This window comes from Flavivirga amylovorans (genome assembly GCF_030540875.1).
Classification (GTDB): domain Bacteria; phylum Bacteroidota; class Bacteroidia; order Flavobacteriales; family Flavobacteriaceae; genus Flavivirga; species Flavivirga amylovorans.
Genome location: NZ_JAUOEM010000001.1, coordinates 183,094 through 200,154, shown reverse-complemented (window position 1 = coordinate 200,154; position 17,061 = coordinate 183,094). Strand labels below are relative to the sequence as shown.

The window sequence follows — 17,061 nt, the reverse complement described above, 5'->3', positions numbered from 1 at the left end:
ATAAAAATATGTTTTAATTAACAATTACTTAAAAATTACTCAAACCACTCACAATAATTCATTAAGTTTATAACCTATTGTAACTGTAATTATTTATACAAATGAAAATTAAAAAAGTACTGGTTGCCAATCGCGGTGAAATTGCTATAAGAATTTTTAGAGCATGTGCTGAAATTAGTGTAAAAACTGTTGGTATTTATACTTATGAAGACAGGTATTCTCTTCACAGGCACAAATCTGATGAAGCCTATCAAATAGGTGAAGACAATGAACCTTTAAAACCGTACTTAAATATAAATATTATTATAAAAATTGCATTAGAAAGCGGTGCCGATGCTATACATCCTGGTTATGGTTTTCTTTCAGAAAATGCAGCTTTCGCAAAAGCATGCGAGGATAATAATATTATTTTCATCGGACCCAAGATTAGTGTTTTAAAAGCGTTAGGCGATAAAATTACAGCTAAAAGAGTCGCAATAGATAATGATATTCCTATTATAAAAAGCAATGCAAAACCTTTAAATAATATAAAAACAGCGTTAAGTGAAGCTGAAAAAATTGGCTATCCTGTAATGCTAAAAGCAGCTTCTGGAGGCGGGGGAAGAGGTATGCGGGTTATAAGAAAAGAAGGCGAATTAAAGGGTGCTTTTAATGAAAGTAAGCGTGAAGCCCTAAATGCTTTTGGAGACGATACCGTATTTTTAGAAAAATTTGTCGAAAATCCAAAACATATAGAAATTCAAATTGTTGCAGATAATTATGGTAACACGGTACACCTATATGAAAGAGATTGTTCTGTACAACGTCGCTATCAAAAGGTTATAGAATTCGCGCCTTCTTATGGTTTAAAAGAAGAAACAAAAACAGCCTTATATGATTATGCTATAAAAATTTGTAAAGCTGTAAATTATAATAATATTGGTACCGTAGAGTTTTTGGTAGATGAAGATGATTCGATTTATTTTATTGAAGTCAATCCAAGAATTCAAGTAGAACACACTGTTACTGAGGTTGTTACAAATATAGATTTAGTTAAAACTCAACTATTTGTTGCTGGAGGTTATAAATTATCAGATCAACAAATAAAAATAACAAATCAGGAAACCATAAAAATAACGGGGTATGCATTACAATGTAGAATAACTACTGAAGATCCGCAAAATGATTTCAAACCAGATTACGGAACTATTTCGGCATATAGAAGTGCTTCTGGATTTGGTATTCGCTTAGATGCTGGTAGTATTTATCAAGGTGTTACGATTTCTCCTTTTTTCGATTCTATGTTAGTCAAAGTTACTGCTAATAGTAGAACTTTAGATGGTGCCAGTAGAAAGGTAAGACGTGCTTTAGCTGAATTTAGAATTCGAGGGGTAAAAACCAACATTCCTTTTTTAATTAATATTCTAAAACACGATACTTTTAAAAAAGGAAAAATAACGGTAAACTTTATTAAGTCGAATCCTGATTTATTCAATTTTAAAGAATCTAGAAACAGAGCTACAAAAATTATCACTTATCTGGGAGACACTATTATTAATGGAAATGAAGATGTAAAAAAATTAGATCCATCTAAAACCTTTGTAAAACCAAAAATTCCAAAATTTGATCTCACTGCCAATCACACCGAAGGCACTAAAGATCTATTAACAAAATTAGGTCCTGAAAAGTTTTCTAAATGGTTAAAAAATGAAAAGAAAATTCATTTTACAGATACCACGATGCGCGATGCACATCAAAGTTTATTAGCGACTCGTATGCGTACTTTTGATATGATGAAAGTTGCAGAAGGTTATGCAAAAAATCATCCAGAAATATTTAGTATGGAAGTTTGGGGTGGTGCTACTTTTGATGTTTGTATGCGATTTTTACAAGAAAACCCATGGGAACGCCTTCAAATGCTTCGTAAAGCCATGCCAAATGTTTTATTACAAATGCTAATTAGAGGTTCTAATGGTGTTGGTTATAAAGCTTATTCAGATAATTTAATAGAAAAATTTGTAGAGCAATCTTGGGAACATGGTGTTGATATTTTTAGAATTTTTGATTCTCTTAATTGGATGAAATCTATTGCTCCATGTATAGAGCATGTACGAAATAAAACAAAAGGATTAGCAGAAGGTTCTATCTGTTACACTGGAGACATATTAAATCCCGAAAACACAAAATACAATCTAAAATACTATACCAACCTAGCTAAGGATATTGAAAATGCTGGTGCTCATATTTTAGCTATTAAAGATATGGCCGGCTTATTAAAACCATATGCCGCCTTCGAACTTATTTCAGCATTAAAACAAGCCATAAATATTCCTATCCATTTACATACTCACGACACTTCATCTGTTCAATCTGCAACCTATTTAAAAGCTATTGAAGCTGGTGTAGATGTAGTTGATGTTGCTTTAGGTGGTTTATCTGGATTAACATCACAACCAAACTTCAATTCCATTGTTGAGATGTTAAAGTATCACGACAGAGAACCTTCTATAAATATAGATTCTTTAAATGACTATTCAAATTATTGGGGATCTGTGAGAGAGTATTATTATCCATTTGAATCTGGTTTAAAAGCTGGGTCTGGAGAAGTCTTTAAACACGAAATTCCCGGAGGACAATATTCTAATCTTAAACCACAAGCACAGGCTTTAGGTTTAGAGGATCGTTTTCATGAAATAACAAAAATGTACGGCGAGGTAAATCAGCTTTTCGGTGATATTGTCAAGGTAACTCCAAGCTCGAAAGTTGTTGGTGATATGGCACAATATTTAGTGAGCAACAATTTAACCATTAATGATGTGCTAGAACGTGGAGATACTATTTCGTTTCCACAATCTGTGGTAAGTTTCTTTAAAGGGGATTTAGGACAACCCGTTGGGGGCTTTCCTAAAAAGCTTCAAAAATTAATTTTAAAAGACCAAAAACCATACTCAGACAGACCTAACGCTCATATACCCCCTATAGACCTTGAGGAAGATTACAAATCCTTCAAAAAAACATTTGAAAAAGGTTTAGGCAGGCCCATAGACATTACTGATTTTTTATCTTACAGCCTTTATCCAAAAGTATTTACTGATGCCTACAACAAACATTTGAAATACGGCAATCTTATGCATTTACCCACTAAAAACTTCTTTTATGGTATGGATATAGGGGAAGACATTATAGTAACACTAGACAAAGGGAAATCGGTACTTATCACTCTGGAATCTGTAGGAGAACCAAATATAGATGGTATAGTTACAGTCTATTTTAGGGTAAATGGTCAAGGACGTAGTGTTGAAATTAAAAACACATCTATAAAAGTAGATAAGGTTGAACATGTTAAGGTAGATAAAACTAATGAAAAACAAATAGGCGCCCCTTTACAAGGTATGTTATCTACCGTTTTGGTGAAAAAAGGAGAACAGGTTGCAAAAAACCAACCATTATTTATTATAGAAGCTATGAAAATGGAAACGACTATTACTGCCGTTGAAAATGCAACCGTAAAACAAATTGCTTTAAAGAAGGGTACTATGGTAAATTCTGATGACTTGGTATTGCTATTAGAATAATGTTTTGTCGTCCCTGCGAAGGCAGGGAACCACTTTGATATTAGAAATATTAATATTGCTACTTTGTTTTTATAAAAACAGATGTCACCCAAATTTGTTTTATACAACAAAACAGAAAATTTACAGGTTTATTGATTAAAGGTTCCTTGGCAGAGCATTTATCTATCAAAATAATTATAAACTAGTGGATTCCTACCTTCGCAGGAATAACAATTAAAAATATTGTCCTATACCAAATACAAAACCTTTGGTCGAGTTTTTGGTAACACCGTATCCATAATCAATTCTAAAAATAGCATTATATATTTTTTTATGAATAAAACGGAGTCCTAAACCTGGATATACTTTAACGTTATCCTCTTTGCTAAAATCTCCAAAATCACCTCCAGGGTTTCGCCATGTACCGCTATCTACAAAAGCGTTTCCTTGCAAAACAAACCAGTCCTTTTCATATAGAGTATGACGGTATTCTGTATTAAGCACAATAACACCTGTCCCCCTATCTATAGTATTACCAACACCTCTAACATTTAAATTATTATCTACTGAAAAAGGAGCAAATGGTGTATTATCGTTAGTTGATAACCCCATCCTTAGTCTGTTAGCCCAATTCCCTCGTTTTCCAACACGCTTAAAATAAAAGAAATCATTCCAACCAATAAAAAAATCTGGCAACATATTATTAGTAGATGTCACATACTGAAAGTTAAACTGACTTCTAAATCCTGATATATATTGGTAATAATAATCCAAGTTGTTATACTCATAAATGCCTTTTACTAGCCATTTATGTACATTTAATTCTGGTCTGTTATTAATATTTTCTCCTTTAAACTTATAGTCCTCTGTAAAATAATTTAGACCGAGTTCAAATCTGTTTTTAAAGTTGATTTCATACAAGCCTAAAATTTCAAACGATTTATTATTATATTTATAATCTGCCGTTCCTTCATCAAAAAAAACAGGTTCTTGAGTTGTTAAATTTTGATGATTTATTGCTAATCCAAGCTTATTAGAAAACAAATAAGGTGCTCTGAAATTTACAGCGTAAGAACTATAAATATCTTTTTGGTAGAAACCTCCAACAGTTATATTTCTGCCTAATGTATTAAACTCATAAAGTCCTGCTCGATATGCAAACTCATCATCATTAGTCGTGTAAATATTTAAAGACGGTATGAGTGTAAAATTTTCTTCAATATTATAAAATACATTGTATTGATTGTCTTCTGAAAGAAATACCTGATAATAAGCATGCGAAACTGAAGGCAATCGTTTTAAACGTAAAATGTCTTGTTCTATAGTTAAAGAATCTAATGGACTACCTGATTTGATAGTAGATATGCCTTTTATAAATGAGGTTTTTATTTTTTTATTACCCTGAATTTTAAGGTCATGTACTATTTTTTCTTGTCCATAAGAATACAAACCTGAAATAAACAATAAAAATATAATGGTTCTTTTAAACATATAAAAGGGCAAAATCATGCATTAAAAATAAAACTTTTAAAACGAACTCTTTTAGACTTTTAATGATTTACTACAAAATCATCATTTGTCCCCCATATTTGGTCTTTTTATTATATAGTAGGATGTATCATCCTTAAAAAGACTTCATTTAGAAACGAAATGCATCACTTTTTCTTCAAAGAAAAGTCAAGAAACGTTCTTTTCGATTAAAAGTATTGTCCAATTCCAAAAACAATACCATTGGTGGCGTCATCACCTATTCCATAGCCATAGTCCAACCTAAAAACAGCATTAAAAATCCTTTTATGTATAAACCTAATTCCTAGACCTGGATAAAATTTAATCGTACTACCATCAAACAACTCTCCTAAATCACCTCCTGGAGTTCTCCAAGACCCTGCATCAACAAAGGCATTACCTTGTAATACAAACCAGCCTTTCTCATATAAGGTCTGTCTATATTCAGTATTGAGAACTATGGCTGCGGTCCCTCTATCAATAGTGTTACCTGCGCCTCTAATATTTAACTGATTATCTACAGCAAAAGGTGCAAAAGGGGTATCATCATTAGATGCGTAAGCCAACCGCAACCTATTCGCCCAATGACCTCTGTCTCCTATTCTTTTAAAATATTCAAAATCATTTCTACCTATAAAGAAATTTCTTAAAAGATCATTTTCTCCTTTGTTACCAGTAACAAACCTATATGTTAGAATACTTCTAAAACCATCTTGATACTGATAGAATATATTGATATTATTGTATTCATATTCACCAATGACAGATATTTTGTTAGCATTTAATTGTGAAGGGGTGCCAATAGGCAAATTACCTTCTAAAAAACTATAGTCTTCTGAATCAATATTTAAACCGAACTCTAACCGGTTATGAAAATTTGGTTCATACTGAAGTTTAATTTCAAATGCTTTATAATCAAATTTATAATTTACATCACTACCATTATTAAAAAAAACAGGCTCTTGAGACACCAAGTTTTGGTAATTTATTCCTATTCCTAATTTACGGGTAAATAGGTTTGGTGCTTCCCAAAAAGCCCCATAAGAATTAAATACATCTCTGCTGTAAAAACCGCCTATTATCTGATTTCTACCTAAAAAATTAAAATCAAATAGCGAGACTCTATAAGCAAATTCTCCGTTATTATCTGTAGCTATATTTAGCCCAGGAATAATGGCAAAATTCTCTTCTATAATATAAGTTAAATGCTGTTTTCCATTGCCTATAGACTCTAATTTATATTCTGCGTTTGCTACCGAAGGCAGTAACTTTAAGCGTCTTATATCTGAAGTTATTTTAGTAGAATCTAAAATACTACCTTCTTTTACAAAAGCTAACCTTTTTAAGAATGCTGTTCTGGTTCTTTTATTCCCTTCTATATCAATTTTATAAATACTTTGTTCTTGTGCATAAGAAAATGCAAAAAGCAACAGTAAAATAATAGTTATAATTCTTTTCACTGGGAGGTAAAAGTTTTATTAATAACAAAATTCACCCAATTGTCTTCACTTACATCCATTAAGGTGAAGTTATAAGTATTATTTAAGACTAAAGACTGGGGTGTTTCTGTAGTAATGTTTAAAACGACATTGCTAGTATCGTAATATTGAAAATAGTTTTGATAAGTATAAGTGCCTGATAGCAGGTTATTTTGATCATCAGAAATTACTTGAAAATAAATAGTATTATCTCCAACAGGGTTATCAACCCAAGTAAAGCTAGGCATCCCTGACACATCTTGATTAATATCTACATCGTTACTCCAAACAGTTGGCTTTGAAATTTGCTTAGTTCTAATAGGGTTAGACATTTTAATTTCTCCGTCCAATTCAAACGTAATAACAATCCATTTTTCGGTAATAGCAGCTTGTGTAAACTTACCTAAATACCCATTAAAAAAAGGATCATTATTTAATAATACTCTGAAATAATTTGAAAAATTACTGTTATCAACATTGGCATCATCCGTTTGGTAAAATCTGATATCGGTTGCGCCAGATTCTGGATAATAAAAGGTTAAAACATCACCATTAGCTTCATCACTGGCAGCGCAAGCTATAACAGCTCCCATTTCAGTTGTCCTTCCTTGTATATATTCTGATAAAGTTAAAATTACCTCATCATCATTTGAGCAAGAAACTGAAACCAAAAAACATATAATGATGTGTTTTATATTTTTCATTTTAAGTGATACTGTCTTCTTATTAAATCTTCAACAGGTTTATTTTGAGGTGTAAATTGTGAATTATTTTCTCCTCCAGATTTACTATGATTATGAAACCACTTCCAAACAAACCCTCCAGAAAACCAATCTTCTTTCCAAAATGTTTCAAAAAGTGCTTGCGTTGTATTTATTTGCGCTTCAAGATTCACTTGATTCATACTTCTGTCACTTTTCCAAGGTTCTTTTCCTGAATAATCTACACTTCTATAACCAAATTCAGTAAATAAAATTGGTTTATTATTCTTACTAGAAATTTCCGATATCGTTTGTGTATGCTTTTTCCATCCTTCTAAACACTCGTTAAGTGTTGGTGTTTTGCTAGAGCTCACTGGAAAATAAGCATCAACTCCTATATAATCTAAATCGTTCCAAAAAGGTGTCCGTTTAAATTCATCCCAATTAGCTGCATATGTTAGTTTGCCCTTATATAATTTCTTTACTTCAACTATTAAGCTTTTCCAATATCTGGGTCTATTATCAATAAATTTTTCAAGTTCGGTTCCAATACAAAATATATCAACTTTCATATCTTGAGCTAATTGAGCATATTCTAGAATAAACTTTGAATATGATCTTTCCAATACGCCCCAATCTGTCTCATTTTTCATTTCTATAAACCCAGTAAACTCACCCTGCCACACCCAAATCTGAGGCTTTAGCATCACTTTTATATTCGACTTATAAAGTGCTTCGATATACTGTTTTGCTCCTTTTTTGGTTTCTCCAAACCACTGTTTATTTGTATTAAATATTATTTCTGAGTGGTTTAAATTCTTAATAAACCCAAAGGGCATCACCGCAGCATAATTAGCATTTACATTAACCACAGGTTTAATATGACTCTGATCAATTACCTCTCTGGAAGCGACAAAGCTAACACCGTTAATTTTTTTAGTTTGAGAAGTACAAGACTGGAGAAGTAAAACCGAAAATGCAAATAGGAGTTTATTAATTTTCATTTAGCATACATTTTATAAACTCCTAAATTACTATAATCATTAAAACAATGCTCTCAGGCCTATGTTAAATGTTTGACCTAATCCTGTATCATTCCCGCGAACAAAGTTCGTATATAGTGTTTCAATATTTAAAACATCTGTTAACTGGTACTTTACACCACCTCCTAAAGCAGTAAAATCTTGTTCAAAATCATTACCTGCATCAATCAATTGGGAATGTTGTACTAAAGCTAAAATGGTAAATTTAGAACTTGGAAAATAGCTTAAAAACACACCTGGAGTTAAACGAAAACTATCATTTGCAAAACTATCTTCTTTCTTTCCAAAATTATACTCCGTATTCAACTCAGAAAATAATTGCCAATCGCCTCCTGCAAAACTATAATCGTAGAAAAATCTGTTTTGAAATATAAATCCATTTTGATCTAAAAATACGCCGTTACCATTATTTACTGGTAAAAAATCTTCAGATTCATTATCAACTAAAGGAATATGAAAGGCCGTTTGAATCGTAAAGTTTGATACACTTTTAATAGGGTTAAATTTTATCGCTGGAGCGATAGATGTAAATCCTGAACGTGCCGTACCTCGTTCTCCATCAAAAGAAAAGACATCCAAAGCATCTCTCCCTGCTACAGCATTAGAACGAAACTCAAGTAACACCCCTACATTAAAGTTATTTTTACTTGAAACTCCTGTAAAAATGTCTACTGTTGATGTAAAATATGTTTCTCGCGCTTTATCACTTTTCACACCATTAAATTTACTTTTAGTTTCTGTATATAAATTATTAAACCACTTGATATCCCATTGTCCTTTCTTTAAAAGTTTTGATGGTGTATATGTTTGAATAACACTTCCTTGGCTTTCTTGATCTTCCTGTGAAATACCAGAAAATGATATGGCTGTTATTACTAGCAATGTTAATATGATTCTTTTCATCTTATTCTATTTTTTGTTTGATATTTGATTTTATTGTTTATTTACAGTCCAATTGTATGGAAAGTAACTTAATTTAAAGTTATTGGGTATTTTTTCTGTTCTGTAGGTATTAATAAAGTCTATTTCCGTTTTACCATTCATAGTAAAATCTTTTTTATACCACTCCATTATTTGTGATGCTTGAACTCGTTTTTTCTTAGTATTTACCTTTAAAAAACTACCATTCAATGCTTTTTTAGTTTGTACATCCATCTGTGCATTTAATGTACTTGGCAAGTATGCTTTGTTAATTAGAGGAGGACATCCTAAAGCACCACATACTAATACAAAATGGAAACGGGCATCATTAAATTGTGCTCTTAATAGCTTATGTTCAATATCATTTAAAGTGATTTTCTTACCTCCTAAACTGTAAGTTGTTTTATCAAAAAAACCAGCATGGTCTAAAGGTGATTTTGTTGGATAATTGTTTATAATACCTTTTATCACTGATAAATTATAAGCATTAATCCAAAATGCCTGGTAATTTTCAGCATCGCTTTTTGATACTGAAACTGTTTCTGCTAATTTTAAAACTTCGTTAAGAGCTTCTTTATTAGCGTTAATTTTTGAATAAGCTACTTTGCCATTTGCTACGTTAGCTTTAAAGAAGCTATCTGCTTTTTCAAAGAAGACATTTAAACCTTGTGCCGAAAGCGACAGGCTTCCAAAAAACATTAATACTATGATACTTATATTCTTCATTTTTATATGTTTATTAATTTTCAACGTTGCTTCAGTCTGAATGATTTTAACAAACTTTCAAAAAAAACATAAAATTTTTCACGTCTAAATTTCATTTCAAAACTTACAACCAAAAGTAATTTATACTAATTCTAAATATACTCACTCACATTAAGTTCTTATCTTTAGTTTCGACATAAACCCAAGCACATTTAGATTTTATAAAATGCTCTTACCAAATCAACACATACAACCCAATGTGTTTTTGGAGAATTGCATTTTACAATACATAACAAATAACGACTAACAGATGGAACACATTGTTATTATAGGAAACGGAATTTCGGGCGTCACTGCTGCTAGACATATTCGTAAATTATCAGACAAACAAATTACCATTGTATCTGCAGAAACAGATTATTTCTTTTCACGTACTGCTCTTATGTATGTATATATGGGGCATATGAAATTTGAACACACACAACCTTACGAAGATTGGTTCTGGGAAAAGAATAGAATTCATCTTAAAAAAGGATATGTTAAAAATATAGAAACGAAGAGCAAAACATTACAATTTGCTGATGGAGGTTCTTTACAATATGACAAACTTATTATTGCCACAGGAAGTAAACCTAATAAATTTGGGTGGCCTGGTCAAGATTTAGATGGTGTTATGGGAATGTATCATAAACAGGATTTAGATAACTTAGAGCGTTATGCACCCAATAATAAAGTATGCAAACGAGCTGTTATTGTTGGAGGCGGTTTAATAGGTATCGAGCTTGCCGAGATGTTAAACAGTCGTAATATTCCTGTTACCTTTTTAGTTAGAGAAAACAGTTTCTGGAATGGTGTTTTACCTGAAGGGGAATCAACCATGATTAATAGACATATAAAGAACCATCATATAGATTTAAGATTAGGTAATAATTTAAAGGAGATCATTTCTGATGAAAATGGCAAAGTAAAATCCATCATCATACAAGAAACTGGTGAAGAAATTACTTGTGATGTTGTTGGTCTTACTGCCGGGGTGTCTCCTAATATTGATTTTATAAAAGATTCGGACATCGAAATTGGTCGCGGTGTTAAAGTCAATCGTTTTCTAGAAACCAGCATTCAAGATGTATATGCTATTGGTGATTGTGCCGAACAGCATGAAGGTATTAATGGTCGTCGCCCCATTGAAGCTGTGTGGTACACAGGTCGTATGATGGGTGAAACAGTGGCGCAAACCATTTGTGGCAATCGCATTCAATACAATCCTGGACATTGGTTTAACTCGGCCAAATTTTTAGATATCGAATATCAAACTTACGGATGGGTATTTGCGAAACCTAGAGAAAACGAAGCACATTTTCACTGGAAACATGCAGACGACACCAAATGCATTACGGTATGCTATAATAAAAATACTAATGAATTTTTAGGTATAAATACCTTTGGCATTAGAATGAGACACGGCATATTTGATACATGGCTTACAGAAAAAAGAGATGTTGATTATGTTATAGCACATTTAGCAGAAGCTAATTTCGACCCAGAGTTTTACAAAACTTATGAAGTTGATATTCATTCTGCATTTAAAAACGAATTACAAACTGTATAAAAATATATCATGAGCAATAAAATAAATCATAGTATGTCTTTAGCGAAACCAGATGCTGTAGACATTTCAAACAAACAAAAAGTAGCTTTAGCGATTGGTATTTTAGGGTTATTTATATTAGTACTCGCTTTATTTAATACCAACTTTCCCAACAAGGGATTATTCTTAACCTTATCATTAGGCTTCATATCTGTAGGTATCTTAATATATTCAAGAGATGCCTATTTAACGAAATTAGAAGGTATTAAAAATGACGGTATTTGGTTTAAATCGATATCCTCCCGAGGTGTTTGGGGTTGGATTCTTGGCGTTATTTTAACAGCATTTTACATTGTATTATATTTTTACCCGCAGTATTTAGGATTGGGTAAAGATGGTGCTTCTAATACTGGTCTCATTTCACTTTTTGATCCTTTAAGTAATTTATTAAGTGGAAGAAACGCCAGTCAGTGGTTTGTTTATGGTACACTATACACAATCGCTATTTTGGCTTTTGGATATAAATTCATGCTTAAATACAGACACAACAGATATGAACAATTACGAACAGTATCTGTTATGTTTTTTCAATTAGGTTTTGCTTTTCTGATTCCAGAATTTATGTATGTTATGAATTCTGACCTACCTTATTATGATCTAAAAAGTGTATGGCCTCTTAATTATTATATTTTTGATGAATGGTCCGTTAAAGGATTTCTGTCTAATGGAAATATTGGTTTAGGGCTCATATTATTTGGTATCATTTCTATTTTTGTTATCACGCCTATTTTAACTTATAAATATGGAAAACGCTGGTATTGTTCTTGGGTTTGTGGTTGTGGTGGATTAGCCGAAACTGCTGGTGATTCTTTTAGGCAATTATCTTCTAAAAAAATGTCCGCCTGGAAATTAGAGCGTTGGTTAATTCATACAGTTCTTGTCTTTTCTGTAGTCATGACGGTTGCCATGGTATATACTTATTTAGGTTATGATCATAATGCTTTTTGGCTGACTAAAGGCCTATTTATAGGTTTAGTTATTGGATTTTTAACTTTAGTTTTCGCTGGCGTTATGTATTTTAAACGTAAAGAGTTTGGTAGAGATGCTAAATATGGAGCTATCGGTTACTTTGTAGTTATTGCATTATTGGTAATTATGCACTTTACTGGCACCACAGACAACGTCTTCTTTATAAAAGGAAGTGCCTTACGTTCTGCTTATGGCGTTTACATAGGGTCAATTTTCTCTGGTGTTATTGGCACGGGGTTTTATCCTATTTTAGGAAATAGATCCTGGTGTCGTTTTGGATGCCCAATGGCTGCTATTTTAGGATTTCAACAACGCTTATTCTCTAAATTTAGAATTACAACCAACGGCGGACAATGTATTTCTTGTGGTAACTGCTCTAACAGTTGTGAAATGGGAATCGATGTTCGTGCTTATGCTCAAAAGGGAGAAAACATAGTACGTTCAAGCTGCGTTGGTTGCGGTATTTGTAGCGCAGTATGTCCAAGAGGTGTTTTAAAGCTAGAAAACGATACTATGGAAGGGCGTATCAACCCAACGGAAATATTACTAGGAAACGATGTTGATTTAATGGACTTAGTTAATAAGAAATAGTTTGAAGTATTCGGTAGTAGTATTCAGTTTAGTTTTATTCATTAGTATAAATATTAATGCTCAAAAGTCGTATAAGAAAACATATTACGACAACGGTAATTTAAAATCTGAAGGGTGGATACAAAATAATAAGAAAATTAAATATTGGACGTTTTATCATGCAAACGGCCATATTGAAAAAGAAGGTCATTTTCAACAGGATAAACCTATAAAATATTGGTACTTTTACACCGTTAATGGTAATAAAAAAATGGAGGGCCATTACATTAATGGTAAAAAAAATAATTGGTGGCTGTTTTATGATGATATGGAAAAAATCAATCATAAATGCCAATTAAAAGATAATCAAAAAAACGGTTATTGTTTGATGTATAAAAACGAAAAATTGGTTTCTGCAAGAAAATATAAAGCTGGTAAAAAAATTAATGAATGGACGGATTACAAGTCTTTCAGAAAAGAAAACAATCTATCTGATCTTCAATGAATCATATAAAAGTTATCATACCTGCTTATAACGAAGCAGAATCAATTGCCAATGTAATTAATGATATTCCAACTGCTGTTGATGAAGTTATCGTAGTGAGTAACAACTCTACTGATGACACCGAAGTTAATGCAAAAAAAGCAGGCGCAACAGTTTTAAAAGAACCTAATAAAGGTTACGGATATGCTTGTTTAAAGGGGATGGATTATATCGCAAATCAAGAAAAAAACCCAGATATTATTGTGTTTTTAGATGGTGATTATAGCGATTACCCTGAGGAGTTAACCAAAATTATCGATCCTATTATAAATGACGATATAGATTTTGTAATAGGTGCTCGTGTAAAGCGACTTAGAGAACAGGGTTCTATGACGTCCCCTCAAATTTTCGGTAATTGGCTAGCAACTAATTTAATGACGTTATTTTTTCGTGCAAAATTCACAGATTTAGGTCCTTTTAGAGCCATAAAGTATGAGAAACTATTAGCGCTTAACATGGAAGACAAAACCTATGGTTGGACGGTAGAAATGCAATTAAAAGTCTTAAAACAAAAATTTACATATACAGAAATACCTGTTAATTATAGAAATAGAATAGGTGTTTCAAAAGTTTCTGGTACGGTAAAAGGTGCTATATTTGCAGGCATAAAAATTTTAGGTTGGATTTTTAAATACAGTATTAAAAAATGACTTCTCATACTATTATCATTATAATATATACCATGGCACTTTTGCTTATATTCTTATATGCATTAGCGCAATTGAATTTGCTTTTTAATTACATAAGCGCTCAAAAAAAGTGTGATGACTGCTCAAAATTTGATCTTACAAACCCGGATGAAATTCCTTATGTAACCATACAACTACCTGTTTATAATGAAATGTATGTTATGGAACGCTTATTGGATAACATTGCAAAAATGGATTATCCTAAAAATAAGTTAGAGATACAGGTTTTAGATGATTCTACCGATGAAACTATCAATACTACACGTCAGCAAATAGATAAATTAAAAGCAACTGGATTAGATATTAGACACATCACCAGAACGGATCGTAGTGGTTTTAAAGCGGGAGCCCTTAAAGAAGGTTTAGTAGTTGCCAAAGGTGAGTTTATTGCCATTTTTGATTCTGATTTTCTTCCTAAAAAAGATTGGTTAAAACGTACCATTCTATATTTTAAAGATGAAAATATTGGAGTCGTGCAAACACGTTGGGGGCATATTAACCGTAACTATTCCATTCTAACAAAAATTCAAGCCTTTGCTTTAGATGCTCATTTTACATTAGAACAAGTTGGCAGAAACAGTAAAGGACATTTCATTAATTTTAATGGGACTGCTGGTGTCTGGCGTAAAGAGTGTATTATAGATGCCGGTAACTGGGAAGGAGATACCCTCACCGAGGATCTAGATTTAAGCTATCGTGCGCAATTAAAAAACTGGAAATTCAAATATCTTGAAGATGTAGAAACACCTGCCGAACTTCCTGTCGTAATAAGTGCAGCACGCTCGCAACAATTTAGATGGAATAAAGGTGGCGCAGAAAACTTTAGAAAAATGATGTGGAAGGTTTTAAAAAACCAAAACATATCGGCTAAAACTAAAGTGCATGGCTTATTGCACTTACTTAATAGCACTATGTTTTTAAACATCTTAATAGTAGCCGTATTAAGTATTCCTATGCTATACATAAAAAACGAATATGCTCATTTAAAGCCTTATTTTTATGTGATGAGTTTCTTTGTAATGAGTACTGTTATATTTTTTGTTTGTTACTGGATTATGTATAAAAACATTTATGGTGGCGGTATAAAAAACTTTATAGGGTATATAGGCATGTTCTTTGTGTTTTTCTCAATAGCTATGGGCTTTTCATTACACAACTCTATTGCTGTGTTAGAAGGTCATTTAGGCAAAAAGAGTGAATTTGTACGAACACCAAAATTCAACATCAATACATTAAAAGATAGCTGGAAAAATAACAAATACATTAAAAAGACAGTATCTGTACACGTTATTTTTGAAGGTCTACTAATGGCTTATTTTGGTTTTGGGATGTATAGTGCCTTTGTTGTAGGTGATCAAGGTGGCGATTTTGGACTCTTTCCTTTTCACCTTATGTTGTTTCTAGGCTTTGGCTATGTATTTATTAAGTCTTTAACTTCTAAGGTTTAAAAAGACTTTTCTCTAATTATTGTAACTAAAAGTCTAAAATAATATATTTTGTCATTCAGAACGGAGTGAAGAATCTATTCACATATGGAATTTCAAGAACGCCATTTTTTGTGAATAAATTTAAGCATTCACTAATTTCACCCTGCTCAAGATAAGCTAAATGATTTTTGAATGTTTGTTCTGTTTTCGTTTTAATTGCATTTTATAATTACACTTAACAATTTTAAGACCAAGGCACTTGAAAAAACAACACATTACATGTTTTAATAAACTATAATTATTTTTTTAAAGTAATATCACCCAATTCAATAACCTCAAAATTATCTAAGGATACTTCCTTCAACTTTTTAAGGTCATCATTATCCCATTTCTCATGAGGTGCTCCGGTTATAAACATATCCGATCCTACATCGGCAAGCATCAATCCGTATGTTTTCATAGCCGTAAGAATGATTTGATTTGTTTCGGAAAAACCACTAATATCATAATCCTCCTTTAATCGTAGCCTACCACCAAAAGGCAATAATTCATCACTTGTATTTCCAGAAACCAAGTGCCTTGCAGGATGTACATAACCTTCGTGTATCTTATTTCTTACTATCGTGAAGCGAATAGGATGATCTATAATACCTTTTTCTATCTCTGGGTATCTTACTAATAATGGAAATATAGGCAAGCCAGCCGCATCAGCCGAAGTCCAACCATCTGGTCTAAATTCAATTTTGTTTAAATTAAATACCGCTGCTGAAGAGGCCTCAAATCCATCACCTACCTGAGAAGCATTATACAATTCGTACAGCATGCTATTTTCTACATCAATAGAAATCACATGGCTATCTCCTGCTCCATTACCTTCTATAGGTGCATTTAAAGGTATAGGGAATGGTCCTTGGTCACTCTCACCTCCATAATCCCCATCATAGTTATTAGCTCTAAATGTTATAGGTACTTTTAATTGACTTCCATCCACACTAACATAAGGAATTCCAATAGGAGAACCTTCCCACTCACCACTACCAAAATCTGGAAAAAGCCCTTTACTAGCACCAATATTATTGATTATTAAATCTGAATTTGCATCAACAGGGCTATTTGATATATCCATGTTTAAAGGATGGGTCGCTGGAAAAATCTGAATATTTTCAACATTATCAATTTCTCCTGTTGGATTAGGGTTGTCATTTCCATTATCAGAATCATCAGATGAACATGCGGTTATAAAATTTATAGCAAGACCGAACACGACCAAATTAAAAATTGAAGTTTTCATAAGTAGGTTACTATTTTATTTGTTAACGTTTTA

General features: G+C 32.2%; 13 protein-coding genes. 6 read left to right on the top strand and 7 right to left on the bottom strand.

Annotated elements, in window-relative coordinates:
* Positions 1-101: 101 nt before the first annotated feature.
* Positions 102-3,554: a pyruvate carboxylase gene (locus Q4Q39_RS00670; RefSeq protein WP_303280450.1), complete on the top strand. Its 3,453-nt coding sequence runs from the start codon at positions 102-104 to the stop codon at positions 3,552-3,554.
* Positions 3,555-3,767: 213 nt separating this feature from the next.
* On the opposite strand, the gene Q4Q39_RS00665 is transcribed toward Q4Q39_RS00670, so the two are convergent.
* The 6 genes from Q4Q39_RS00665 to Q4Q39_RS00640 form a co-directional block, all read right to left on the bottom strand.
* Positions 3,768-5,024 (bottom strand): POTRA domain-containing protein, encoded by a 1,257-nt coding sequence (locus Q4Q39_RS00665; RefSeq protein WP_303280449.1) that lies wholly within the window; start codon positions 5,022-5,024, stop codon positions 3,768-3,770.
* 206 nt (positions 5,025-5,230) lie between these two features.
* On the bottom strand, positions 5,231-6,502 hold the full coding sequence (locus Q4Q39_RS00660) for a POTRA domain-containing protein (protein WP_303280448.1): 1,272 nt from the start codon (positions 6,500-6,502) through the stop codon (positions 5,231-5,233).
* Positions 6,499-7,224, bottom strand: a complete 726-nt coding sequence (locus tag Q4Q39_RS00655) for a hypothetical protein (protein ID WP_303280447.1) — start codon at positions 7,222-7,224, stop codon at positions 6,499-6,501. The genes Q4Q39_RS00660 and Q4Q39_RS00655 overlap by 4 nt, the downstream gene beginning before the upstream one ends.
* On the bottom strand, positions 7,221-8,225 hold the full coding sequence (locus Q4Q39_RS00650; RefSeq protein ID WP_303280446.1) for a glycoside hydrolase family 113: 1,005 nt from the start codon (positions 8,223-8,225) through the stop codon (positions 7,221-7,223). The genes Q4Q39_RS00655 and Q4Q39_RS00650 overlap by 4 nt, the downstream gene beginning before the upstream one ends.
* Before the next feature lie 39 nt (positions 8,226-8,264).
* Positions 8,265-9,167: a hypothetical protein gene (locus tag Q4Q39_RS00645; RefSeq protein ID WP_303280445.1), complete on the bottom strand. Its 903-nt coding sequence runs from the start codon at positions 9,165-9,167 to the stop codon at positions 8,265-8,267.
* A 30-nt stretch (positions 9,168-9,197) separates the two neighbouring features.
* Positions 9,198-9,911: a DUF547 domain-containing protein gene (locus Q4Q39_RS00640; protein WP_303280444.1), complete on the bottom strand. Its 714-nt coding sequence runs from the start codon at positions 9,909-9,911 to the stop codon at positions 9,198-9,200.
* Between the two features lie 289 nt (positions 9,912-10,200).
* Between Q4Q39_RS00640 and Q4Q39_RS00635 the strand changes: the two genes are divergently transcribed.
* The 5 genes from Q4Q39_RS00635 to Q4Q39_RS00615 are packed head-to-tail and all read left to right on the top strand — an operon-like array spanning position 10,201 to position 15,758.
* Positions 10,201-11,499, top strand: coding sequence for an NAD(P)/FAD-dependent oxidoreductase (locus tag Q4Q39_RS00635; protein WP_303280443.1), 1,299 nt, complete (start codon positions 10,201-10,203; stop codon positions 11,497-11,499).
* Positions 11,500-11,508: 9 nt separating this feature from the next.
* Entirely contained in the window at positions 11,509-13,098 is a 1,590-nt protein-coding gene (locus tag Q4Q39_RS00630; protein WP_303280442.1) for a 4Fe-4S binding protein, read from the top strand.
* 1 nt (position 13,099) lies between these two features.
* Positions 13,100-13,582 carry a toxin-antitoxin system YwqK family antitoxin gene (locus tag Q4Q39_RS00625; protein WP_303280441.1) on the top strand — a complete coding sequence of 161 codons (483 nt, stop codon included), beginning with the start codon at positions 13,100-13,102 and terminating at the stop codon, positions 13,580-13,582.
* The gene (locus Q4Q39_RS00620) at positions 13,579-14,271 is read left to right on the top strand and encodes a glycosyltransferase family 2 protein (RefSeq protein ID WP_303280440.1); all 693 of its coding nucleotides are present in this window, start codon (positions 13,579-13,581) and stop codon (positions 14,269-14,271) included. Before Q4Q39_RS00625 ends, Q4Q39_RS00620 begins: the two co-directional genes overlap by 4 nt.
* Positions 14,268-15,758, top strand: a complete 1,491-nt coding sequence (locus tag Q4Q39_RS00615; RefSeq protein WP_303280439.1) for a cellulose synthase family protein — start codon at positions 14,268-14,270, stop codon at positions 15,756-15,758. The genes Q4Q39_RS00620 and Q4Q39_RS00615 overlap by 4 nt, the downstream gene beginning before the upstream one ends.
* A 277-nt stretch (positions 15,759-16,035) precedes the next feature.
* Here the strand turns inward: Q4Q39_RS00615 and Q4Q39_RS00610 are convergent, their stop codons facing one another.
* A complete protein-coding gene (locus Q4Q39_RS00610) occupies positions 16,036-17,028 on the bottom strand; it encodes a hypothetical protein (RefSeq protein WP_303280438.1) in 993 nt (330 codons plus the stop codon).
* Between the last annotated feature and the right edge of the window lie 33 nt (positions 17,029-17,061).